22 protein-coding genes and 1 other annotated feature are annotated in these 24,579 nt (G+C 41.0%); of the genes, 7 read left to right on the top strand and 15 right to left on the bottom strand.

What is annotated here, in order from left to right; genetic code table 11:
* Nucleotides 1-7: 7 nt before the first annotated feature.
* The gene (mecA, locus tag ABN702_RS13190; protein WP_417897297.1) at nt 8-697 is read right to left on the bottom strand and encodes an adaptor protein MecA; all 690 of its coding nucleotides are present in this window, start codon (nt 695-697) and stop codon (nt 8-10) included.
* Nucleotides 698-1,109: 412 nt separating this feature from the next.
* On the opposite strand from mecA, the gene ABN702_RS13195 reads away from it, so the two are divergent.
* The gene (locus ABN702_RS13195; RefSeq protein ID WP_417897298.1) at nt 1,110-1,769 is read left to right on the top strand and encodes a TerC family protein; all 660 of its coding nucleotides are present in this window, start codon (nt 1,110-1,112) and stop codon (nt 1,767-1,769) included.
* A gap of 47 nt (nt 1,770-1,816) precedes the next feature.
* Here ABN702_RS13195 and spxA read toward each other — a convergent pair whose 3' ends face one another.
* Complete coding sequence (gene spxA / locus ABN702_RS13200) at nt 1,817-2,215, bottom strand: transcriptional regulator SpxA (RefSeq protein ID WP_078381419.1); 399 nt, start codon at nt 2,213-2,215, stop codon at nt 1,817-1,819.
* 416 nt (nt 2,216-2,631) lie between these two features.
* Here spxA and ABN702_RS13205 point away from each other — a divergent pair, with 416 nt between their 5' ends.
* Genes ABN702_RS13205 through ABN702_RS13215 form a run of 3 tightly spaced genes read left to right on the top strand, consistent with a single transcriptional unit; the run spans nt 2,632 to nt 7,680 of the window.
* Entirely contained in the window at nt 2,632-3,849 is a 1,218-nt protein-coding gene (locus ABN702_RS13205) for an efflux RND transporter periplasmic adaptor subunit (RefSeq protein WP_417897299.1), read from the top strand.
* 9 nt (nt 3,850-3,858) lie between these two features.
* A complete protein-coding gene (locus tag ABN702_RS13210) occupies nt 3,859-6,927 on the top strand; it encodes an efflux RND transporter permease subunit (protein WP_417897300.1) in 3,069 nt (1,022 codons plus the stop codon).
* 30 nt (nt 6,928-6,957) lie between these two features.
* Complete coding sequence (locus ABN702_RS13215) at nt 6,958-7,680, top strand: GDSL-type esterase/lipase family protein (RefSeq protein WP_417897301.1); 723 nt, start codon at nt 6,958-6,960, stop codon at nt 7,678-7,680.
* 46 nt (nt 7,681-7,726) lie between these two features.
* Here the strand turns inward: ABN702_RS13215 and ABN702_RS13220 are convergent, their stop codons facing one another.
* Nucleotides 7,727-8,305: a GNAT family N-acetyltransferase gene (locus ABN702_RS13220; protein ID WP_417897302.1), complete on the bottom strand. Its 579-nt coding sequence runs from the start codon at nt 8,303-8,305 to the stop codon at nt 7,727-7,729.
* Between the two features lie 378 nt (nt 8,306-8,683).
* On the opposite strand from ABN702_RS13220, the gene ABN702_RS13225 reads away from it, so the two are divergent.
* Entirely contained in the window at nt 8,684-8,872 is a 189-nt protein-coding gene (locus ABN702_RS13225; protein WP_417897303.1) for a hypothetical protein, read from the top strand.
* A gap of 246 nt (nt 8,873-9,118) precedes the next feature.
* On the opposite strand, the gene ABN702_RS13230 is transcribed toward ABN702_RS13225, so the two are convergent.
* From ABN702_RS13230 to ABN702_RS13255, 6 genes are all read right to left on the bottom strand, one after another.
* Nucleotides 9,119-10,327: a putative glycoside hydrolase gene (locus tag ABN702_RS13230; RefSeq protein ID WP_417897304.1), complete on the bottom strand. Its 1,209-nt coding sequence runs from the start codon at nt 10,325-10,327 to the stop codon at nt 9,119-9,121.
* A 235-nt stretch (nt 10,328-10,562) separates the two neighbouring features.
* Nucleotides 10,563-11,510 carry an ABC transporter ATP-binding protein gene (locus tag ABN702_RS13235; protein ID WP_417897305.1) on the bottom strand — a complete coding sequence of 316 codons (948 nt, stop codon included), beginning with the start codon at nt 11,508-11,510 and terminating at the stop codon, nt 10,563-10,565.
* 2 nt (nt 11,511-11,512) lie between these two features.
* On the bottom strand, nt 11,513-12,580 hold the full coding sequence (locus tag ABN702_RS13240) for an ABC transporter ATP-binding protein (RefSeq protein ID WP_417897306.1): 1,068 nt from the start codon (nt 12,578-12,580) through the stop codon (nt 11,513-11,515).
* 22 nt (nt 12,581-12,602) lie between these two features.
* Nucleotides 12,603-13,610 carry an oligopeptide ABC transporter permease gene (gene opp3C, locus ABN702_RS13245; RefSeq protein WP_417897307.1) on the bottom strand — a complete coding sequence of 336 codons (1,008 nt, stop codon included), beginning with the start codon at nt 13,608-13,610 and terminating at the stop codon, nt 12,603-12,605.
* Nucleotides 13,610-14,539 (bottom strand): oligopeptide ABC transporter permease, encoded by a 930-nt coding sequence (opp3b, locus tag ABN702_RS13250; protein ID WP_417897308.1) that lies wholly within the window; start codon nt 14,537-14,539, stop codon nt 13,610-13,612. The genes opp3C and opp3b overlap by 1 nt, the downstream gene beginning before the upstream one ends.
* Before the next feature lie 154 nt (nt 14,540-14,693).
* Nucleotides 14,694-16,388, bottom strand: a complete 1,695-nt coding sequence (locus tag ABN702_RS13255; RefSeq protein WP_417897309.1) for a peptide ABC transporter substrate-binding protein — start codon at nt 16,386-16,388, stop codon at nt 14,694-14,696.
* 330 nt (nt 16,389-16,718) lie between these two features.
* Here ABN702_RS13255 and ABN702_RS13260 point away from each other — a divergent pair, with 330 nt between their 5' ends.
* Both ABN702_RS13260 and trpS read left to right on the top strand, forming a co-directional pair.
* On the top strand, nt 16,719-17,096 hold the full coding sequence (locus ABN702_RS13260) for a DUF3899 domain-containing protein (protein ID WP_417897310.1): 378 nt from the start codon (nt 16,719-16,721) through the stop codon (nt 17,094-17,096).
* A gap of 41 nt (nt 17,097-17,137) precedes the next feature.
* Nucleotides 17,138-17,355: a binding site (T-box leader), on the top strand.
* A 61-nt stretch (nt 17,356-17,416) separates the two neighbouring features.
* On the top strand, nt 17,417-18,409 hold the full coding sequence (gene trpS, locus ABN702_RS13265) for a tryptophan--tRNA ligase (RefSeq protein WP_417897311.1): 993 nt from the start codon (nt 17,417-17,419) through the stop codon (nt 18,407-18,409).
* 62 nt (nt 18,410-18,471) lie between these two features.
* Here trpS and ABN702_RS13270 read toward each other — a convergent pair whose 3' ends face one another.
* From ABN702_RS13270 to ABN702_RS13295, 6 genes are all read right to left on the bottom strand, one after another.
* Nucleotides 18,472-19,221 carry a YjbA family protein gene (locus ABN702_RS13270; RefSeq protein ID WP_417897312.1) on the bottom strand — a complete coding sequence of 250 codons (750 nt, stop codon included), beginning with the start codon at nt 19,219-19,221 and terminating at the stop codon, nt 18,472-18,474.
* Between the two features lie 95 nt (nt 19,222-19,316).
* On the bottom strand, nt 19,317-19,508 hold the full coding sequence (locus ABN702_RS13275) for a hypothetical protein (RefSeq protein WP_417897313.1): 192 nt from the start codon (nt 19,506-19,508) through the stop codon (nt 19,317-19,319).
* Nucleotides 19,509-19,722: 214 nt separating this feature from the next.
* Entirely contained in the window at nt 19,723-20,637 is a 915-nt protein-coding gene (gene opp4C, locus ABN702_RS13280; RefSeq protein WP_417897314.1) for an oligopeptide ABC transporter permease, read from the bottom strand.
* Between the two features lie 14 nt (nt 20,638-20,651).
* The gene (locus ABN702_RS13285) at nt 20,652-21,602 is read right to left on the bottom strand and encodes an ABC transporter permease (protein WP_417897315.1); all 951 of its coding nucleotides are present in this window, start codon (nt 21,600-21,602) and stop codon (nt 20,652-20,654) included.
* Between the two features lie 157 nt (nt 21,603-21,759).
* On the bottom strand, nt 21,760-23,442 hold the full coding sequence (locus tag ABN702_RS13290; RefSeq protein ID WP_417897316.1) for a peptide-binding protein: 1,683 nt from the start codon (nt 23,440-23,442) through the stop codon (nt 21,760-21,762).
* A gap of 111 nt (nt 23,443-23,553) precedes the next feature.
* Nucleotides 23,554-24,579: an ABC transporter ATP-binding protein gene (locus ABN702_RS13295; RefSeq protein ID WP_417897317.1), complete on the bottom strand. Its 1,026-nt coding sequence runs from the start codon at nt 24,577-24,579 to the stop codon at nt 23,554-23,556.

The raw sequence follows: 24,579 nt of genomic DNA on the forward strand, positions 1-24,579 counted from the left end.
GGTCTTTTTATTTAAGTGGAAAATGCATGGTCATTTCTTTCATTGCAGTATCTTTTACAACTTCGGAACCATACTCCTGGAGACGATGAATGCTCATTGCCGACTCATCCCCAAACTCAAGAAGAACACTAAGCACATTATCTATATCCTCATCCGTGTAATGCTCACTGGAAAAATCAACATATAAATAATAGCTGCCTTCGAAGAAGTAGAGGCTGTTATTTAAATTCTCCAAGTGCTGTAGACGATGACTGACAGAAATAATATATTCGAGATCCTTGAAACGGATCATGAATTGCAAGAGATCTGTTTCTTCTTCGAGCTTATCTTCTTTATTATCCACTTTAGGGTTGGAATTGAAATGCTGATCAATCAAAGCTTCAATTCGCTCATCCACAGGGATATCGATTTTTTTGTCATCGGAAACAGGAACTTCAAAATTTTTCCCATCCTTGGAAAGCTGAGCTCTTGTCACAACTACCTCCAAGCCTTTATCAAGAGCCTGTACCTGGATCCACAATGGCCCTTCCACCATAAAATCTTCTTCATCGTGGGCTTCATCCATCATTTCCCAGAATAGCTCTTCGCTTCTTTCACGATTGTACCAGATTTCTTCGCGGTCAAAGCCTCTTTCCTCTATATCACCATATGAAATATAAAATTTTACCGTATGATCATTAATCCGTTCGATTTCCATCCAACAACACTCCCTTCTGATTAGGTAAATGATCAGCGCTCATCATTACACGAACCTCATAACCCTTGTAAAAGCATGAGATAAGCTATCCTCTATACTGTCCGCTTCTCATTTTCCTCCGTCTTTCCTTGGAAGGGACCCTCCTCGAAACTTTTTAGCCTTTGTTACAATTTATCCATTTCACACAGCCCGTAAACCTATATCCTATGCAAAGATGGAATACCTTGTACTCTTATTTTATGATAAAAAAAGGAAGAATGGAAATAAAAAAGCTCATTTTTTTAAAAATCGTTCATCTGCCTACTTTACGCTTCCCAAGCCCACAAACCGCCTGAATCGAGTCCAAAATTAAGTCATAAATCCAGACAAGCCTCACTATATTTATTAGGAATGGACAAGAAGGGGCGATAGTGTGGATTTGGACCTAATAACTTCTATATTGATTATCATAGGCATAGACATTGTGCTTGGAGGAGACAACGCAATCATCATTGCATTGGCTTGCAGGAATCTTCCAGAGCAATACAGGAATAAGGCTATAGTCACTGGAACTTTTTTAGCCATCATTTTTCGGATACTTATCACCATTGGGGCAGTATACTTGCTTGCCATCCCTTTTTTACAATTTGTAGGCGGTGTCCTTTTGGTCTACATTGCCATTAATCTCCTGAAAAAACAAGACGAATCGAAGATGATCAAGGGTAGTACTTCTGTTGGCGTTGCAATCAGGACCATCGTAATGGCGGATATCATAATGGGAATTGATAATGTAATGGCCGTTGCCGGGGCCGCCCACGGTCAATTTCTGCTCGTGGTCATCGGTTTGATTGTATCCGTCCCGATAATTATATGGGGGAGTAAAATTATATTAAAGGTAATGGATAAATATCCTATAATTATCTATTTGGGGGCAAGCATTCTTAGTTTTACCGCAGGAAAAATGATGATACATGAACCGGTAATCCAGGCATTGATACACCAGGAAAGTTGGAGAATTGCCTTTCCTATTATATTGACAATAAGCGTGCTGGCTGTCGCAGTCATTCAGAAGAAAACAGGTGAAAATAGTTAAAAAAGCTTCTACATTTGAATCATGTAGAAGCTTTTTTTATTGGTCTATTATCCGTTTACCAAGCGTTGAGCTTCCCGCAGCTGGAACGTTCTTACCTTTCTTGGTAAGAAGCGACGAATTTCATCTTCGTTGTACCCTACTTGCAATCTTTTTTCATCAATGATAATCGGTCGTCTTAAAAGACCAGGATGTTCCTTTATAACAGAATATAATTCTTGAAGAGGCATTGCCTCCACATTGATATTCAGCTTTTGAAAGATTTTTGATCTTGTTGAAATGATTTCATCTGTTCCATCCTCGGTCATGCGAAGGATTTCTTTAATCTCATCAATGGATAAAGACTCAGAGAAAATATTTCTTTCTGTATATGGAATGTTATGCTCTTCTAACCAATTTTTCGCTTTGCGGCAAGACGTACAACTTGGAGATGTATATAAGGTTACCATGAACTTTCCCTCTCCTTTTATTCTTAATTTATTCGAAAAAGAACATGCTGTAGGATTCTAATTGTGAATCACTCTCAATTTGAAATTACTATAAAAAAGGAATTTCTATTAAGTATTATACACGATTTAGGTGTAAAAAGGTACAGTATATTAAAAGTTAGACAAGTTGTCACAACATGTTCGCTTTTTCGTAGAGTTTCTTTTATTACCTACTTGTACAACTTTTCTCCTTATATATGACGTATAAGAATGACGAAAAGTTTCATTTAAATGAAATTAATTCTAATCATTTTCACCTGTTCACATTTTGTTAACAAATGTGCTCTTTCATATGCCCTTGGATAGTTATGAATTGTAAGGGTTTCTAATACATGTTAGTTTTATATTTAGACATGATAAGTATGAGGTGAAAGAAATTGAAAAAAACATGGTTGTTTCCTGCAATTTTTTTGCTAGTATTTTCGACAGCCTGCAGCCAAAAAGAGATTACGAGTCAAAACACGGAATCTAACAAAGTACCTGTTTCGGTCGCAGAAGTCATTGAACAAAACATTAGCAATACCATTGAATTAGTTGGAATGGCAGTACCTGAGACCCAAGTACCGCTCCTCACTACCTCCCCCCTAACCGTTGAAAAGGTTCATGTAAAAATTGGTGATATAGTCAAAAAGGGCGATTTAATTGTTTCATTGGATCCTACAGCTGCCAATGAGCAGGTATTGCTGTCCCAAAACGCTGTGTCGGAATTGGAAAATGCCCTCTCTAAAATGAAAGAAATGCAACAGGCTGCTGAAAGTCAAGCCTCTTTAACTGATATACCCAAGTTGCAGGGGGAATTAAACCAATCTTTAGAAAAATCTCAAGCACTATTAGATGGAGTTGAAACAGGCGCTGTCACTTCCCTTGATCTACTTCAAAGTACAATGGAAGTAATGTTAAAGCAAGCCCAGCTCTCGACCGCAGCGAGCCAGGCGCAGCAAATCCCCTCCTTTAATACTGTAGAGATTGAAGCACAGTTAAATCAGGCACGCCAAGGTCTGAAACAGGCGGAACAGCTTGCTGAAGCTGCCAGCATCACAAGTCCGATAGACGGTATCGTTTCGGAGCTAAATGTTGTGGAAGATGGAATTGCCGCTCCCAACGTACCGATCGGAACCATCATCAGACAGGACAATATTTCAGCGACTTTTCAAGTAAACAGCTATCAGGTTTCAAAATTACAGGCTGGACAGACAGCCACCATTGCTTTTGAAGGACTTTCGGAATCCTATGAATCAGCGATAGAAACAGTTTCTCCGACCGTCAATCAGCAGACTAATATGTTTTCGGTGATCATTCCTGTAAGCAACACGGAACAGTACATTAAAGGCGGAATGCGTGCTACCGCATATGTGGCGGTTGATAATCTCGATGCACAGATTGTCGTCCCGAATGATGCGATCCTATATGAAGAAGCAACCCCCTATGTTTATTTGATAGAAGACGGAAAAGCAATGCGCCGTGATGTTATTACAGGTTTTCGGGATGGAGAAATGATTCAGATTGTCGAAGGCTTGACAAAAGGTCAGAAAGTCGCCGTTAACGGAAAAGAACGGTTAAAAGACGGCACAGATATTTCAGAACAAAGTGAGTGAGCAACCTTTATGAAAATTGCAAAGCTATCCGTACTACGACCAATTGCGATGAGCATGGTGATTGTGCTTATGCTCATACTCGGCGCTGTCAGTATGCGGAGCATGACTGTCGATTTATTCCCTGAATTAACCTTCCCGATAGTGGCCGTCACGACTACTTATGAAGGAGCTGGACCTGAGGAAATCGAAAATTTGATTTCCTCTCCTATTGAAAATGCAATGGGCACTTTGCCGAATGTAGAATCTGTGACATCGATATCAAGAACTGGCGGCTCACTGGTACTGGTTGCTTTCACATGGGGAACCAATATGGATTTCGCATCGCTTGATATGCGGGAGAGGATCGACTCCGTAAGGGACTTTTTGCCTCCAGGTGCTAAAACGCCGCGAGTTCTGAGATTTAATCCAAGTGACCTCCCCATTGTACAACTTGCTATTACAGACCCTTCAGGTGAAATGGTAAAAGCGAAGATGCTTGCAGAAGAGGAAATCGAACCTGAACTGAATAGCGTAGATGGAATCGCCTCCATATCAGTCGAGGGCGGTGCAGAAAGTGAAGTTCGTGTCACCTTGGACCCGAATACACTTTCGTCCTTTGGAATCTCCATTGATCAGTTGCAGCAAATCATCGCATCGGAAAACTTGAACCTTCCTGGTGGTGCTTTAACCGATCAGAACCAGGATCTGCCTATCCGGATTACGGGGGAATATGGATCGATCACCGATATTCAGACTCTCCCCATCCCAACCTCCAAGGGAATCATCCAGCTCGATCAGCTTGGTGAAGTAAAGGAAACACTTCAGCCTACCACTCAATTAAGCTATCTGAATGGTGAGCCTGCTGTAGGGATGTCCATCCTGAAGCAGTCGGGAAGCAATACCGTTACAGTAGCCAATGATATCAATAAAAAATTGGAAGAAATCAAGGAAACGCTTCCTGAAGGTGTTGAAATCAAGCCAATTTTTGATCAAAGCCAGTTTATCGAACAGTCCATTCGTGCTGTAGCGTCCAACATGATTCTCGGAAGCCTGCTTGCAGCTCTGGTTCTTTACTTTTTCTTAAGAAATTTGAGAAGTACGCTAATTATTCTGTTTTCCATCCCCCTTTCCATAGTGACCACGTTCATCTTTATGTACTTCAGCGGTCAGACGCTTAACCTATTGACGCTTGGCGGGTTGGCATTGGGAATCGGAATGATGGTGGATAACGCCATTGTCATTCTGGAGAATATATATCGATTAAGGCAAAAAGGGTATTCGCTGAAAGATGCGGCAATCGAGGGGACAAGTGAGGTCGGACCTGCCATCATTGCATCCACACTTACTACCGTCATTGTATTTTTGCCGATCGTTTTTGTCGACGGGTTGGCTGCACAGCTATTCAAACCATTGGCACTAGTTGTATCGTTTTCGCTTTTAGCATCATTGTTCACAGCTTTGATTATAGTACCTTTGTTCTCATCTCTATTATTGAAAGTGAATAAGAAGAGCTCGCGATTCGAAGAAAGATTCAGCTCGTTTTCTTTATGGTATAGAAAAATACTACATAGGGCGCTGCTGCATCCGAAGAAAACGATATCGCTAGTATTATTGCTCCTTGTGGCTTCCCTTTTTGGTACACCGTTTATTGGGAAGGAGTTTTTACCTCAGCAGGACCAAAGCTTTATTTCCATGACAGCGCGGTTGCCGGAAGGAAGCTCGCTTGATGCTACCTACGGTGTGATGGAGGATATCGATCAGAAACTGAAAGAGATAGAAGAGATAGACCTTTCCTTTGTTACAGTCGGAGGAACTGATAACTTCTCTGTTTCAGCCGGTACACAATCGAACAGGGCTAATTACAGTATTTTGCTTGTACCTTTGAGTGAAAGGAACAGGGCTGATACAGAGGTCGGAGATGAAATCAGAGAGCTGCTGCAGGACATTCCCGGCGTGGAGATTTCCATATCTTCCGGTGACTCCGGTTTCTCGCAAAACCCTGTATCCCTTAGCATTACAGGACCTGATCTTGATACATTAAAAGGTATGGCGGATCAGACCATTGATCTTTTATCCGATATTGAAGGTATCAGAGAGCCGAGTTCCAATTACACAGAGGGCAATCCGGAAATAGTCGTAGACATTGACCGGGTAAAGGCCAGTCAGTTCGGCGTTGGAAGTGCCCAGATCGCCTCGGCCGTATCCAGTGCAACAAGAGGCGTTGTGGCATCCAGAATGGCTCGTGAAGGAGAAGAGCTGGATATCAGGCTGACAATCGATGACACGTACACAAGCTCCATTCAAGACCTGGAAACCTTGCTCATCAGTACACCAACAGGGGAAAACATTCCGCTACAAGCTGTTGCATCTGTAAGCCGGGGACAAGGTCCGAGTCAGATAAACCGAACCGATCGCCTGCGTGAAATAACAGTTAATGCTGATATTGTGAACCGTGATCTGGGCAGTGTGGTGGATGATATTGAGAAGACCCTAAAGGAAAATGTCTATATTCCCACCAAACAATACAAAATTACCATCGGCGGACAGGATGAACAGATGAATGACGCTTTCTTCAAATTGGGAGGGGCCCTTGCGCTTGCAGTTGTACTGGTTTATATGGTAATGGCTGCCCAGTTTGAATCTTACTATTATCCTTTTATCATCATGTTTTCAGTTCCGCTTACCATTATCGGAATTATCGTAGGACTGTTAGTTACTTTCCAGCCGCTTGGGGTTGGGTCACTGGTTGGGATGCTCATTCTTACCGGTATAGTGGTGAACAACGCGATTGTTTTCGTAGATTACGTCAACTTATTGAAGAAAGACGGGAAGTCCACTGTGGAAGCAATTTTAATAGCCGGACCAACAAGAATCCGTCCCATCTTGATGACTACCCTTACCACGATATTAGGGTTGATCCCTCTTACTTTGGGGATTGGGGAAGGGATGGAAATTCAGCAGCCGATGGCAATTGTCATCGTATTCGGCCTAAGCTTTGCCACTTTAATTACACTGGTTCTTATTCCAGTATTGTACTATCTTTTGGATCGATTTAAAGAAAAAAGACAAGCGAAGAAATTAGAAAAAGCGGAGATATAAACTTCTGTTTGTAGAGAGGATGAAATAACGATGGGCAGAAAACTTATGTTGGCTGCATTTCTTATATTCGGCAGTTTCTTCATGTACCCTCCTGCAACAGCTGAGTCTCCTAAACAGTTGACTTATATTGCACTAGGAGATTCATTGACTGCCGGACTCGGCTCATCAGAGGAGAACTACTTGCGCATCCATGGATTTGTGCCCCAATTTACAAAGTATCTGAGAAAAGACAATACTGTCAAAGTGGAAAACTACGGTATCCCAGGAATAACTTCGACTGGACTTTTGGCACTGCTCACTGGGGATGAAGGGCTGAGGAACAGACTAAAAACCGCAGATATTATTTCCATCTCCATAGGGGGGAACAACTTTCTTCAGACTGTCCGTTCCCAGCCTGACCCGGTGGAGGGGCAGTTAGATCTTAATATGCAGATATTAGAAACATCCTTAAAGGAAACCTATGAAATGATAAGGGAAATCAACCCGACAGCCACCATCCTGTTGATTGGACTATATAATCCGTATCCACCTGGTCATTCCCTCCATCAGCTTGGTAAAGAATATGCACCTAAATTCAATGCAGCTGTAAAAAAACTGGCTTCACAATCCACTCTATTCATAGACCCTTATCAAAAATTCATCAACAAAGAAGTGGAACTCACCCATATAGAAGAGGATGATATCCACCCCAATGACCAAGGGTATCTGGAAATAGTAGCGCTCATGAAAAAAGCATATGAAGAGATGCAATAAAAAGTGCTTCCGTGATGGAAGCACTTTTTTTCATATGTACGTATGATTAAAGTTTGGAAAGGATATTATTATCATCATTATCCTCTTCGTCAAAGCTCAACACCTTATCGACAGTTTCATAGGACTCTCCGTACAGCTCCTTGTCCTTGTAGGTATGAACCTGTTCATACATCTGTTTCATCCCCTCAAAGATTGCCGCTTCGTCCTGGTTGTTCGGTGACCAGTACAGTATCTCCATCTGATTCACTTCATTTGTTGCCAATGATCTTCTGCTGTACCCGATGGAGGATGCATGATCAAAGCCTTCCCTCTTGTAAAACTTCAGCCTCTTTTCCGTATCCGTATCTTCATAGTCCACCGGCTCCACTTCCAGGATGATCGGCTTCCCTTTCTGTTTCAGCTTTTCTAGAAGTTTGTGGCCAAGTCCCTGTCCTCTTGACGCCTTTGATACAAACAGATAGTCGATAAAAATAAACTGGTCAAATTCGGCATACATCAAAACATGATGCTCGCCTTCATCCTTATGGTACATATGCCCTTTTTCTTTTAATAATAGATCCATATGCTCTTTTGATTTCATCTCTTCTACCGGAAAATATTGATTTAATTTTTCATACCAATTCATCTCTTTAACTGATCCCCTTCCATCTTTTTCTTTGGCTGTTTTCGCCTTCATTGTTGTTAATTAGATAAAGTGTAAGCATTAAATGCAGCCCGTTGATTTCCGCTCCGTTCACAAGATTCCTCGGGGACGGATGGGAGCCTTAGGATAAGCGAACGCCTGGAACGGAGACCAACAGGGAGTTTAATGTTGACATCTTATCTTTAGCCCAACCCTATACTAAAAACAACAATCTTTACGAAAAGAGCCTTTTCTTTCTCCTATTTAAGCATAACATACATAAACATACCTCAACGTTAATATACCCTCTTTCTTTTATGATAGTCATAATTTACAATAGAAGCAGGATGTATTTATACATAAGGCAAAGGGGATGTCAGTGTGATAGAATACTTTATTGATTTTGGACTTGTAGCTACGCTGATTATAGCAATTACGGCCGTAATGGGTGTCCTGGCCAACGGTATCGGTGAAAAATTGTTCGGTCGCAACAAAAAAGGCTCGGAAAGCTTCGATAAATCCGCTAGCATGCAAGCAGGCTGGAAAAGCGTCGGCGGCGGAAAAAAGTGAATAGATAAGAAAAAGCTGCACTCTTTATAATGAGAGGCAGCTTTTTGTTTGACATATCACACCGCTGTTGATTTCCGCGCAAGTCAGCAGCGACACGCGGGCGGGTAGGGAGCCTCCTCGGCTTCGCCTGCGGGGTCTCCCTGACTCCGCTTCTCCCGCAGGAGTCTACGACTTGCGCTCCAATCAACAGCTGGAGACGGCCTATAATCAACCGTACTCTTTAACAAAGTCTTATGATTGTATCGATTATTCCCCAAGCGGTTTAAAGTTTACACCCTCAGTATATGTGTTGCCGGCATTCCATAAAAGGAACTCTTCAATTCCATTTTCATTCAATGCGCGAATTTGATCTTCCACCTGCTGCTTGCCATAAGGAATATAATTTCCTGCTCCAAGCCATGAGGCGGTGAAGTCCTGGATCCATGGCCTTGATATCGGGCGTTCCTCTAGCTCATCCAGCTTGGCATTTTCAAATTTTGCATATTCTGCAATAATTTTATATGGCTCCGTATCAGGTTTGGCCACTCCAAAATAGGAGGTCCAATGACTTGGATAGATCATGGACGATATGACATCAACATGTTCAGAGATGCGGCTGAAGTTCTGTCCGATCCCAGGTGCTTCAGGCAGAGTTGCGGTATAGCCGAATATGTCCACAGAAACCTGAACATTGTATGGTTCAAGCTTTTCTCGTGCGTATTCCACAAAATTCGTTACCGCTTCCACGCGCTTTTGAACATTATCAAGGTCAAGATCTTTATAATCACCGTATCCATATTTAAGGGTTGTATCCCTGTTTTCGAACCCTTCCGGATAGCGTACATAATCGAACTGGATTTCCTGGAAGCCCATTTTTGCAGCTTCGATTGCTATATTGACATTATACTCCCAAACCTCTTTCATAAATGGATTAACGAAGGATTCCCCTCTTCCATTCTTCCAAACCTGACCATTTTCCACAAAAGATAAATCCGGACGCTTTTCTGCCAGAACAGAATCCTTGAAAACTACGATTCTACCGATTGGATAAATCTGCTTTTCTTCCAGCTTTTTCATCATTTCCTGCGTATCCCCAATATAAGGCTGCGCAATATCCATATATGGCGATCCCTCTTCCGGTATGTACGTCAGATATCCATGATCGTCCTTGATGTCAATAACCATCGAGTTAAGATCAGTAGAGTCTAGCAGATTGATCAGACGTTCAAACCGTTCACCTCCAGCAGAGTGCGCTGTTACATAAATTCCTCGCACCGCATCAGGATACGCAAACTCATAGCCTGAATCAAATGCGAATCTCGCCATGGAAACCGGCAATTCTTTTTTCTGTACTTCTACCTTTTTTGTCATGTGCTTCTCAACCTGAAGACTTTCCTCTTCAGCCTGCACTGGAGAGAAACACATCATACTTAGTGCCACTGCAGCAGCTAAGCCACCGAACCATTTTTTCATCATTCTCCCCCATTTTCATCTCATTTCCTGTTAGTTCTATTATAAAGGAAAATCGTCTTCTTTTTGGCTTTTTCACCAAATTTCTTCAAAATAATCCAAGAGTACCAGTATATTGATACAGACTAGTGTAACTTTTAGTTCTGTATATTTTATTAGGGATGCCAAACTTTTATTAATTGATTATCCACGAAAAAAAAATAACCGATCCTTTATATGGACCGGTTACTTTTTTAAAGATTTATTGAACAACAGCGTTTTCTGCCTGATACTTCTTGAGTTCTGCCTCAGAACATAATACGAAATGTCCTGGCTTCACTTCACGAAGCTCAAGTTCCTCGTTTTCACCATATTCATGTTCTTTAGGGTCGTATGCAAAACGCTTACGAGTGCGCTCGGAATCAGGATCCGGTTGAGGGATAGCCGATAATAGAGACTTGGTGTAAGGGTGGATCGGGTTGTTATATAGCTCATTGCTATCAGCAAGCTCGACGATTTTCCCAAAATACATTACACCGATTCTGTCACTGATGTATTTTACCATCGACAAGTCATGAGCGATGAAAAGGTATGTTAATCCTTTTTCCTTTTGCAGCTTTTTCATCAGGTTGACAACTTGTGCCTGGATGGAAACGTCCAGTGCTGAAATAGGTTCATCCGCAATGATGAACTCAGGCTCTACAGCCAATGCTCTGGCAATTCCGATTCGTTGACGCTGTCCACCACTGAATTCATGAGGATAACGACCAGCGTGATCTTTGTTTAGTCCTACTGTTTCAAGTAGATCGTAAACCTTTTGCATGCGTTCCTTTTTGTTTTTAGCAAGTCCATGAATGTCGATGCCTTCTGCGATAACATCAGCAATCGTCATTCTTGGATTCAATGATGCATAAGGATCTTGGAAGATCATCTGCATTTTACGGTTGAACTTCAACAGTTCTTTTTTGGATTTTTTGCCGTGGACATTTTCGCCCTCAAACAATACTTCACCATCTGTAGCATCATAAAGGCGGATGATCGTGCGGCCCGTTGTAGATTTACCACAACCTGATTCCCCAACAAGACCTAGTGTTTCACCACGGTAGATATCAAAATTCAATCCATCCACAGCACGAACCATATTAGGCTTTCCTTCATTGAAATACTGCTTCAAGTTACGGATTTCCAATAATTTTTCACTAGTGGCCATTGTTATTCACCGTCCTTTATCATAACAGGCTTATCGAAATTGTTAGGCATGTGACGTCTGCGCTTTTGAACAGCCAGCGGCGGTTCAACCTTTGGCGCGTCTTCATGCAATAACCATGTTTTTGCAAAGTGAGTTTTTGAAATCTGGAACATCGGTGGCTCCATTTCCAAATCAATCTGCATGGCAAATTCGTTACGTGCTGCAAATGCATCACCAACTGGAGGGTCTGTCAGATCTGGCGGAGTTCCTGGAATCGCATAAAGCTCAGCTTCATCTCCTAGCTCCAGATCAGGCATGGAGCTCAATAAGCCCCAAGTATACGGATGTTGTGGGTTGTAGAATATTTCATCCACTGTCCCCATTTCAATTATCTGTCCACCATACATAACGGCAACACGATCCGCTACGTTAGCTACAACACCTAAATCATGTGTAATAAAGATGATGGAGGTTTCAATCTTTTGCTGAAGATCCTTCATCAAGTCAAGAATCTGCGCTTGTATCGTTACGTCAAGTGCAGTTGTCGGTTCATCAGCAATCAATACTTTCGGATTGCAAGCCAGGGAGATTGCAATAACAACCCTCTGTCTCATCCCACCGGAGAATTGGTGCGGATATTGCTTAAAGCGTTCTTCCGCCATAGGAATACCTACTAAACGCAATAGGTCTATCGCTTTTTCTTTTGCTGCACTTTTACTTAATTTCTGATGTTTGATAATGCCCTCCATGATCTGTTTTCCAACAGTCATCGTCGGGTTAAGTGAAGTCATCGGATCTTGGAAGATCATCGAGATATCTTTACCGCGGATTCCTTGCATCGCTTTCTCGGAAAGCTTTGAAAGGTCTTTTCCGTCAAACAGAATCTCTCCATTTTTGATATGGGAGTTGTTTTTTGGCAATAGTCGCATTATGGTTTTTGTTGTAACCGATTTTCCGGAACCGGACTCTCCAACAATCGCTAGCGTCTCCCCTTTTTTCAAATCAAAGTTAACGCCACGAATTGCTTTGACTTCTCCACCGAATGTATCAAATGAAACGTGTAAGTTTTTTACTTCGAGTATTTTTTCCATGTTCATTTCACCTGCCTTTAAACTAGTCCTTCATTTTAGGGTCTAATGCATCACGCATACCGTCTGCAACAAGGTTGAATGCGATCATCAGCAAACTGATGATAATTGCAGGGTAGATCATGATGTGTGGGAAAATCTGTAACGATTTATATCCATCTTCTATCAACGTACCAAGGGAAGCCATTGGAGGCTGCAGCCCCAAACCGATGAAGCTAAGGAATGCTTCAAAGAAAATCGCACTTGGGATTGTGAACATTGTGTTTATGATAATTACCCCTACTACGTTAGGTAGTAAGTGCTTTGTAATAATCTTCCTATCAGATGAACCGAGTGTCCTCGATGCCAAAACAAACTCCTGGCCTTTTAGCTTTAATACTTGTCCCCGGACTACCCGAGCCATTCCGACCCAACCGGTTATGGTGAGGGCGATGATGATGGCCAACATACCACGTTCCATGACAAGTATCATCAGTATTACGATTACAAGGTTAGGAATACCAATCAATACTTCAATAATACGCTGCATGACATTATCGACGCGGCCGCCATAGTAAGCGGAAATACCACCATATGCAACCCCGATTACCATGTCAATTAATGCTGCCAATAAAGCGATAAAGACGGAAACCCTGGTACCTTCCCAAATCCTGGTCCATAAATCGCGACCTAAACCATCTGTTCCGAACCAGAAATAATCCGTGATACCACGTTGTTCATAAATGTCTACACCATTTCTGGTACCATCCATGATCCCAAGGTTTTCAATTCCAGGCATCTTAGCCGGTAAATTGGCTCTCATAAGGTCCTGATCATTGAATCCATGGCTATTCATAAATGGTCCAAAGATCGCTAGGAAAGTGATTAAGAAAAGAATGAAAACACCAACAATTGCGGCTTTATTTTTCTTTAATCTCAACCAACCAGTTTGCCAATAGGTTAAACTTGCTTTTGAGATTTTCTCACCTTTGTTTGGATCTTGCTTTGCTGGTTCAAATAGCTCTTTAGGAAGTTTTTCATAATTGTTATTCACTATTTTTTACCTCCTGCCAAACGGATACGCGGATCGATGACTCCGTAAAGGATATCAACAATCAATACAATCAAAATGAATAGTGCAGCAAAGAAAAGAGTTGTACCCATGATTACCGGGTAATCGTTAGTAGTAATGGAACGTACGAACTGTTCCCCTAATCCTGGTACTGCAAATATTTTTTCGATTACAAGCGTACCTGTCATTAAACTTACCGCAAGTGGCCCAAGTACGGTAACCACTGGGATGAGTGCATTTCTCAAAGCATGTTTGAATGCGATATCAAAAGAAGATGCACCTTTTGCTCTTGCAAGCGTTATATAGTCCGATCCCAAGACCTCAATCATTTCTGTACGCATGAAGCGTGCAGCTATAGCAATCGGGAACATGGAGAGTGCAATTGTAGGAAGTACGGTATATTCCCAACCATTCCAAAACGCCACCGGGAACCATCCTAATTTTACTGCAATATAATATTGCAATAATCCTGCAAAAACGAAAGAAGGAATAGATTTACCTAATACCGCCAAAACTGTAGAACCGTAATCCACCCATGTGTTTTGCCTTAGCGCTGCAATCACACCAAGAAAGATACCAATGATGGTTCCAACAAGCATTGCCTGGAAACCTAATTGTGCAGAAGGTCCGATACGCTGCAAGATCAGGTCGGTAACACTTCTGTTGTCATATTGAAAGGAAATACCAAGATCCCCTTGTGCTAGACTTAGAATGTATTTTGCATATTGCACTGGGACAGGATCATCAAGACCGTATTTGGCATAAAGAATCGCCTTTTGGGCCTCTGACATTTTCTCCTGCATGGTAAACGGAGTACCTGGCATTAGTTTCATCAAGAAGAATGTAAATGAAGCGATTAAAAATAAGGTGATGATCATATAGAGAATACGCTGCAATAAATACTTAGTCATTTTTGCACCTCCTAAAAAAGTGTGAATAGTCAAACTATCTATAATCTTCCCTATAATTCGACAATTTGTTTACAGGGAAAAAGAGAGTATATATTTCAATATACTCTCTTTTTCTGAAGTTTGGAAGAAATAATTTTATACTGATATATCTTTATTATTCTTTTCCGCTAATGTAAGCCCACTTGTAGCTGAAGTCTGGACCAAAGTTATGTTTGTATACGTTTTGCACGTATGGCTGCCATAATCTTGTAGTACCACGTTGGTAGATCGGTGCAATCGCTGCATCTTCTTCAAGAAGGATGCGCTCAGCTTCTTGCATAGCTTCGAAGCGTTTTACAGGATCGTTCGCATAAGTTGTCATTACATCATTTAAAAGCTTGTCATACTCAGGGTTTGAGTAACCCATTTTGTTGTTTCCACCATCAGTGATCCAAAGGTTTGCGAAAGAAATTGCATCTAGGTAGTCAGGACCCCAACCAGCTAATTGCATGTCATAATCCATCGCTGAATCTAGATCTAGACGTTGTGCAAATGGTACTTCTTTCAATTCGATAGTTAGACCAGGAAGGTTCGTTTCGAATTGGTTTTGAAGATATTGTTGCATGTTTTTAGCTGTTTCAGTGTCTCCACCAAGAATTTCAATTGTAAGTGCATCAGTTCCTAACTCTTCAAGACCTTTTTCCCAGAATTCTTTTGCCTTTTCAGCATCGAATTTGTTGAAGTCGCCGAATTTTTCACGGAAGTCTTCACCAGTTTCAGGATGTTGAACGAATTCTACAGGTACAGAGAAGTTAGCAGGTACAGAACCGTTATTCAATACAACTTTTGCAAGGTCTTCTTTGTTGAAAGCCATAGCTAGTGCTTTACGGATGTTCACGTTAGCTAAAGCTTCATTTTTAGTTTGGTTCATTTTAAACCAGAAGATTGTCGGCTCCAAATATTGGATCAAGTTTGGATCTTCTTTGTAAAGGTCAACAAACTCAGAAGTTAAACCAGGTGAGATATCAATTTGTTTAGCAGTATAAAGGTTAACCCCAGTGGATACTTCTTTAACTACTTTTACATTGATTTCATCTAATTTTACAGTGTCTTTATCCCAATATTTATCGTTCTTCGTCATTGTCCAGCCTACTTCATGCTCCCATTTGGATAAAACGAATGGTCCGTTGTAAACTAGGTTTTCTGCTTCTAGAGCGTAGTTTTCACCTTGCTCCTCAACAAAACCTTGGTGTTGCGGGAAGAAAGTCGGGAATGTCATTAAAGATTCGAAATAAGCAACAGGTTGCTCTAATGTTACCTCAAGTGTGTAATCATCAAGTGCTTTAACGCCTAGCTCTTCTAAAGGAAGTTCCCCGGCAGATACTTTTTCAGCGTTCTTGATTTTACCATTCATCATATATGGTCCATACTCGGATCCTACTGTAGGATCTACAGCACGCTGCCAACCGTATACGAAATCTTTAGCAGTTACAGGGTCACCATTGGACCATACTGCATCTTCACGTAGTGTAAAAGTATAAACAAGTCCATCTTCGCTAGCTTTATGTTCTTTTGCGATACCTTCAACTACTTCATCATTTTCGCTAAGTCTGTAAAGACCTTCAAAAACGTTGTTCATTACGTTGAAAGCTACTGCATCTGTTCCTTTAACAGTATCCATTGTAGGAATTTCAGCAGAGTCTAAAACATTAAGTACTTGTGGTCCAGTTGCTTCACCTTCACCAGCAGGTGGTTGTCCTTCACCTTTTCCATTATTGTTCTGTGCATTGTTTCCGCCGCCACAAGCAGCTAAAAATACACTAAGAACAAGTGAAAGCGCTAAAAGAAGTAAAAATTTTGACTTTTTCATTTACTTGACCCCCCATAAGAAATGTGTCGAATTTTGTTAGTAATTCGAGGTAACGATTTTTATTATACAAGTTTTCTAAACATTGTGCATTCATTATTTTAACAACAATTTTACAAAATACTGATTTTTCAACTATTATCATTACAAAAATAGTTCTTTAGACCTACAAGAAATGCGTTCATTTCATGAGTTTTATTGCAATTTCTTTACAATCTTTTCATTAATTTTACAATGTATTCTTATAGGTTATTCCTTTTATAGTCTCTTTATATTTGTCATATTCTATTCATTTCTTTACAATACAATTTAGCAACTTATTTAGGAGGAATTATGAATAAGACAATAAAATCCGCTGGCATATACTTTTTGGTTCTTTTGTCATTAACCTTATGTACCGGATATTTCTATTACGGTACTTTCTCTTTACTTGTATTTATTAATACATCCTTCTTCTTTTCCGGAATCACCTTATTTTTTTCATTGCTCATTCTAGTCACTCAAAAAGGTTTTTTTGATGGGATCTCTTATGGATTCAGAAAAATCTTTGCTACTAAACAGGCCGATAAACAATTGGAAGAAGATCTGGCATCTGAGATGAGAAATCCTTCCGAATTACTTGACCCTATTAACATTTTCCCGATGGCTATCGGTGCTTCTGCGCTTTTTGCTTGTATGCTTTTAAGCTTATTTGTCTATTATAATAGTTGATATTTACCAATAATTAAGCTATAATAAAGTACAATTTATTACAAAATGCAATGAAAAAGAGTAGTACTGATCAGGTTAGTTTTTAGAGAGTTTGTGGGTGGTGGGAACAAACAACTAACGTTCAGGAATGGACTTTCGAGCATCTAGCTGAAAAGAAATGAGTAGGCGAAGACGTTACCTTACGTTACAGGGTCAAGTGATTTCTGCAATTTCTTGCATGAAATAATAAGGGTGGTACCACGGTCCATTCGTCCCTTTTTTTGGGATGAATGGGCCTTTTTGTATGGATTTTTAACTATTTTTAAATTGGAGGAGTCAATATGAAGACAATATTTTCCGGCATTCAGCCGAGTGGCAATGTCACATTAGGAAATTACATCGGGGCAATGAAGCAATTTATTGAATTGCAGGATGAATATAACAGTTATTTCTGCATTGTGGATCAGCATGCGATCACTGTTCATCAAGATCCCACTGAACTTAGAAAAAGCATTCGAAAACTCGCTGCCCTGTATGTTGCGATTGGACTTGATCCAGAGAAGGCTACATTATTCATCCAATCGGAAGTCCCTGCACATGCACAACTGGGCTGGATGATGCAATGTGTTGCATACATCGGTGAGCTGGAGCGCATGACTCAATTCAAGGATAAATCCGCTGGTAAAGAGGCCGTAACTGCGGGTCTACTAACGTATCCGCCATTGATGGCAGCGGATATTCTACTCTATAACACGGACCTTGTGCCTGTAGGGGAAGATCAGAAGCAGCATCTTGAATTGACACGTGACCTGGCTGAAAGGTTCAATAAGAAGTACCGTGAGATTTTAACCATTCCGGAAGTGAAAATCCCAAAAGTTGGCGCTCGTATCATGTCTTTGACTGAGCCAACCAAGAAAATGAGCAAATCAGACCCTAACCAAAAATCATTCATTTCCTTGCTTGATACACCAAAACAAATGGAAAAGAAAATCAAGAGTGCAGTGACGGATTCTGAAGGAATAGTAAAATTTGATAAGGAAAACAAACCAGGTGTTTCCAACCTACTATCCATTTATTCTATCCTTGATAATAAATCTATCGAGGAACTGGAAACTTATTATGAAGGAAAGGGATATGGCGAGTTCAAGGGTGATCTTGCTGAAGTGGTAGTAAACGCATTGGAGCCAATTCAAACTAGATACTACGACTTAATTGAATCCGATAAATTGGATAACATCCTTGATGAAGGTGCTGAGAGAGCAAACCGTGTCGCCATGAAAACTTTAGCAAAAATAGAAAATGCAATGGGATTAGGTAGAAAGAAAAGAAGATAAAACAAAAAGAGTAGGAGGTGTTCATGCACCTTCTACTCTTTTCTTTATTCCCTCGGAAACAATTAATTCACTTTTGGGTGTTGCTCCAATTCCCACAGTTTTTCAAAGAATGGTTGTCCTTTTACTAAAGATTCACAGAACATCTGATGCTTCAAGGACCATCCATCCCTGGTCTCTTCAAATAATTGTGTCCATACTTCTTCAAATGTCATTCTTTGAATCTCCCTATAGTGCAATGGATTCCACTCTGTATACCAGTAGCGGACTTCAGCAACATTGCTCGTCGACCTTAACTGATCAAGCGCCATAAATAACAACTGTTTCAATTGTCTTTCCTTACGGGTCAATCCGTTCATGATCTCCGGTGATGGAGATAAAATGTGATAGTCCTTCTCCGTTTTTGTGCTAGGCGAGAAGGCAAACACTGAAAAATCATGGCTTTCCACCATGTCATATACTAATTGCTCCTGTCTAGGAATCAATCTGCTTTTTCTGATCGGAATGTTATATCCGATTGTGTCCACAGCTAATATTCCTTTCCCGTCTGTCACGACAAAACAATAATCTAATTGAATCCGCTCATGATTTTTCCTGATATAGCTTTTTTGAAAAATCTCTTCTAGTAAAGATGGAGGCAGCTCTTGGAGGTCGTTTTCAATGTAGTTGAATAGAACAGACTCTACTTTTAGTAATGGAACCTGATCTAATAGCTCCACACTATCGTCTTTTCTCCATTCGTGAAAATGGCAAACATTATATCCGTTTTCTTCTCCTTCAAACCAATTTACCCATACGTCATGAAGATACAACATATCATACCCCTCACTTCACATCTACTCTTTATTTATCAAACAGTATGGGCAGAGAGGTGCAAAATTATTCCATATAAGCCATATATTTTTCCATTTCAGTCTTTTTCTCTGAAAGTAGGCCTGTTCTTTTGCAACGCAAAGAGTGTCCAGGTTACTGTTCCTATTCCTACTGGAAGCAGATAGCATTCTGGACGTAAAAGGATAAATTGAAGAAACTCTACTATACTGCTGCCTGTGGCGAATAGATTCAAATAGGCCAGGATACTGATCCCTCCGGAAACTGCCATACCAAAACCACATAGGAAGAAAAAGCCTCTTATCATCATCCGTCACTCATTGAAAAATCGTCATATTTCATCATAAACGAACTCCTTGTCCATTCTTGTACTACTAGTTTATGTTCGGATGTAGGGTTGATGACACTTTCCAATTAAATCAGGCGGATCTTTTCGATTTATTGGCAAAAAAAAAGAAAAGTCAAGAGTTCATCTTGACTTTTCTTTAATCGTTAATTCTTGGATCCAGCGCATCACGAAGGCCGTCACCGATAAAGTTGAAGCTTAATACTGTCAGTAGGATCGCTAAACCTGGGAATAGCGGATACCACCAGTGCTTAAGCATGATTGTAAAGTTCTGTGCATCCTGAAGCATGTTCCCCCAACTTGGTGTTGGCGGCTGAATACCCAATCCTAAGTAACTCAAAGCAGACTCTGCAAGTATAACGCCACCAACGGCTAACGTAGCAGATACAATGATTGGACCAAGTGCATTCGGCAGGATATGTGCAAAGATGATTTTATAGCTTCTTGTTCCAATTGTTTTGGATGCAAGAACAAATTCTCGAGATCTTAATGATAGGAATTCCCCACGCACTAGACGAGCTGTACTAGTCCAGCCAGTTAAGGCAAAGATCATGATAAGTTTATCGATACCTGGATCAAAGATCGTTACAAGAGTGATCAGCAAGAATAGTGACGGAATGGAAAGAATGATATCTACCAGTCTCATTAGGATAGAATCAATCAACCCACCAAAATAACCTGCAACAGCACCAACGACAGTTCCAATAGTGATCGCACCTATAACGGATGCGAAACCTACCAATAAAGAGATTCTTGCCCCATAAAGCATTCTGGCAAATACGTCACGTCCAAAGCGGTCTGTACCAAGCCAATGCTCTCCACCAGGGGACTGTAGCTTATTCAGCAAGTTCTGCTGCTCATAAGGATGAGAAGTAAGCCATGGTGCAAATAAAGCACCAAACATGATGATACCTAAAATAACAGCTCCAATGACAGCCAATTTATTCTTCATAAACTTGCGGAACATGATTTTCGTCAATGTGTCCGGTTTAGCTTTTAAATTGGGGTCTAACGATAAGTTTGTATTGTTTTGAGGCGATGTTTGAGTTTGCATCGATGTTCCCCCTCCTAGTATTCGATTCTCGGGTCAAAGACTGCGTAGAGAATATCTGCAATCAGGTTGCCGATAACTACTAAGACCGCTGAAATTACTGTTAAGGCCATGATGACAGGATAATCACGTTGGAAGGCGGATTCGATAAATAACAAACCAATTCCAGGCCAATTGAATATTCTTTCTGTAATTGCTGCCCCACCAATAAAGGAAGGAAGCATAAGTCCAAAAATCGTAATAACAGGAATTAACCCGTTTCTTAATCCGTGCTTGTACACAACTTTTTGCTCTTTAAGACCTTTTGCACGTGCTGTACGCATGTAGTCCTGGCTTAATACCTCAATCATACTGGAACGAGTATAACGGGTTAGACCAGCCATATCCGCACTGGCAAGTACAAATGCCGGCATGATCAAGTGCTTGATACGGTCCATGATGCTGAAGTCGGCATTCAAAGTAGCAACGCCACCTGTTGGGAGCCATCCTAATTGAACGGCAAATACCATGATCAGGATCAAACCTACCCAGAAGTTTGGAGTAGCCAACCCGATGAAAGATGTGACAGTGACTCCATAGTCTGTTAATGAATATCGTTTTCTAGCGGAAATTACTCCAAATGGTACTGCGATAATCACTGCAAGAACAGTGGAAACAATCATCAGCAGCAATGTGTTAGGTAGACGGTTCATAATCATTTCACTTACAGGGACACCACGCTTGATCAAGGAAGTTCCAAAATCACCCTGGGCCATGTTTCCTACCCATTTAATATACTGTTCGTGTACTGGATCATTTAAGCCGTAACGCTCTTCAAATTTCTTCAAGTCCTCTTTACTTATATTTGGGTCCATCATCAGGGAAGATGGTCCGCCTGGCGCCATCTGGATAATGGCGAAGGATAATATGGTGATACCGATAAGCAAGGGAATAGCCATTAAAGAACGGCGGATAATGTATGAGATCATAGCTGATTCTCCTTTTCTGTCTTTACTTTAAGCGGAGTTAAACGTGTCAGGGATTATATAATTATCAGAGATCCATCTGGCATGCTCCGATATTACTGTCAAATTCATGAAAAGAGGAAAGGGATTGCTCCCTCCCCTCCAATACTACCTGTAACTATTAGTTAGCAGGCTTTAACCACCATTCATTGATCTTGTAGAAGTCAGACTTCGCGTGGAAAGTATAACCTTCTAAGTTAGCAGGCATTGCACGGTGTACGTTTGGATAGTACAAGAACGTGTATGGTTGCTCTTCAGCAATAATGTTGTTAACTTGAACGATATAGCCTTTACGCTCTTCTTGATCCATAGTGCTTAAGTTTTTGTCCATAAGCTCATCAGCTTCTTTATTAGAGTAACCGATGAAGTTTAATCCTTCTTCGATTTCTTTAGAGTGGAAGATACCAGATGGATCTGGATCAGTTCCTAAGCTCCATCCAAGGATGATAGCATCGAATTTCCATGCAGGAGGGTTAACATCCGCTAAGAATGCAGACCATTCCATGATGTTTGGTTTTACTTCGATTCCAACTTCTTTCAATTGTTGTTGAACAACAACCGCGATATCTTCACGAACTTTGTTACCTTGGTTCGTTTTTAATTCAAAAGAGAATTTTTGTCCATCTTTTTCAAGGATTCCGTCAGCACCTGGAGTCCATCCAGCAGCAGCTAACATTTCTTTTGCTTTTTCAGGATCGTACTCGAACTTTGGAGCTTCAGAATCATCATATGCCCAGCTTAGTGGAGACTCAGGGAAGTGAGCTACTTCTCCGTCACCGTTCATTACAGAAGAAACGATAGTCTCTCTGTCGATTGCGTGAGTGATTGCTTGACGTACTGCTTTGTCTTGGAATAATGGGTTACGTAGGTTGTAACCTAAGTAAGTGTAAGAAAGAGCAAGACCGGATTCGATCTTCAATTTCCCTTGACCTTCCCATTCTTTTGCTGTTTCTAGGTCAGTAGAAGGAACAGTTGTGAATTGAACATCACCAGTGCTTAATTGAGTTAACAATTGGTCACCGTCAGTTACGATTTTGTAAGTAAGTGTATCAAGGTAAGGGCGGCCTTCATGATAGTCATCGAAAGCTTCAACCTTTACATATTGTCCGTCAACCCACTCAACAAATTTGAATGGACCAGAACCGATAGGAGCTCTGTTGAACTCATGCTCACCCATTTCAGCAACAGGAACGTCACCAAGAATGTGCTGTGGTAGGATACCGTAGCTTAAAGTGATGTGGAAATCAGGAGCTACAGCGCTTAAAGTGAACTTAACTGTTAGATCGTCAACGATTTCAACAGATTGGATCTTTTCGAAAGAGCTTGCACGAGGACCATCATAGTCTTCACTTAAAGGAATTTCGAAAGTGAACTTAACGTCTTCAGCTGTTACAGCTTCGCCGTCATGGAATTTTAAACCTTCTTTTAATTTAACTGTGTGAACTAGACCATCTTCAGAAGGTTCCCAGCTCGCAGCCATAGATAATTCTGGTTCGAATTCAGTGTTACCGCCAACTAAAGAATCGTAAACGAAACCTTCGATAGCAGAAGATGCAGTATCTGCAGAGTAAAGAGTGTTGAATAGAGTAGGGTTACCAGTAGAACCGATTACAAGATCTCCACCTTGTACTGGCTCGTTGCTGTCAGCAGGTTCTTCTTCAGTTCCCCCGCCATTGTTTGTACCGTTGTTGTTTGCAGGTGCATTGTTATTGTTGTTGTTCGACGTAGTGTTGGAAGAACAAGCAGCTAAGAACAATGAAAGCACCAATGTTAAAGCGATAAGTAATAATGACTTTTGCTTCACGTTTAACTCCCCCTTGAAATTTTTAAATGTTCTGAAAATGAAAGGTAAAGAATATTAGCCTATCTAGATTATCTCCCCCTTTCAATGGGTATATATTTGATAACCTGTCACCTATTCGTATAGGTGACAAGCGACAAAATGATTTGGTTTTACTTCTTTGAATTCAGGAATGATCTGTTTGCAGGATTCCATTGCTGCCGGGCAGCGTGTATGGAAGACACAGCCTGTCGGCGGATTTGCCGGACTTGGAAGCTCACCCTTCAGCACGATGCGCTCTCGCTTCACCTGACCTTTGCGACGTGTGGAAGGTACAGCTGATAGCAAGGCTTGTGTATATGGATGCAACGGCTCGTTGTACAAGTCGTTTTTGCTTGCAAGCTCCATCATTTTCCCTAGATACATAACTCCGACTCTATCACTTATATGTCGAACGACACTCAAGTCATGAGAGATGAATATGTAGGATAATCCCATTTCCTTTTGTAGATCCTGCATAAGGTTGATGATCTGGGCTTGTATCGAAACATCCAATGCTGATACTGCTTCATCGGCAATAATCAATTCCGGATTCAATGCCAATGCTCTGGCAATCCCGATACGCTGACGTTGACCACCCGAGAATTCATGTGGATATCGGTTGATATAAGAAGGATCAAGTCCTACTTTTTCAAGCAATTCCTGCACTTTCTCTTCTCGCTCTTTTTTAGTGAAAAGATTATGCGTATTGTACGGCTCTTTTAAAATGGAACGTAGCGTTTTCCTTGGATTCAGCGTTGCGAATGGATCCTGGAAAACCATCTGGATATCACGTCTTACCGTCTTTCTTAGCTCGCTCTCACTCATTTTCGCAATGTCGCGGCCCTTGAAAATTATTTCCCCTTCAGTAGGTTCATATAGACGGATAAGTGTTCGTCCAGCAGTGGATTTACCACAGCCCGATTCCCCTACGATACCAAGCGTTTCGCCTTTTTTAATGAACAGGTTGATGTCATCCACCGCTTTTACGTACCCAACGTTTCGCTGCAGCAAGCCTGCTTTGATCGGAAAGTACTTCTTAAGGCCTCTTACTTCAAGAAGGTAGTCGGAAGAGCTGTCTGTCTGTAATGTATTGGTGTTTTGCGTATCTGTTGAAATCAT

Source organism: Bacillus haimaensis, assembly GCF_048270625.1.
Lineage (GTDB): Bacteria > Bacillota > Bacilli > Bacillales > Bacillaceae_I > Sutcliffiella_A > Sutcliffiella_A haimaensis.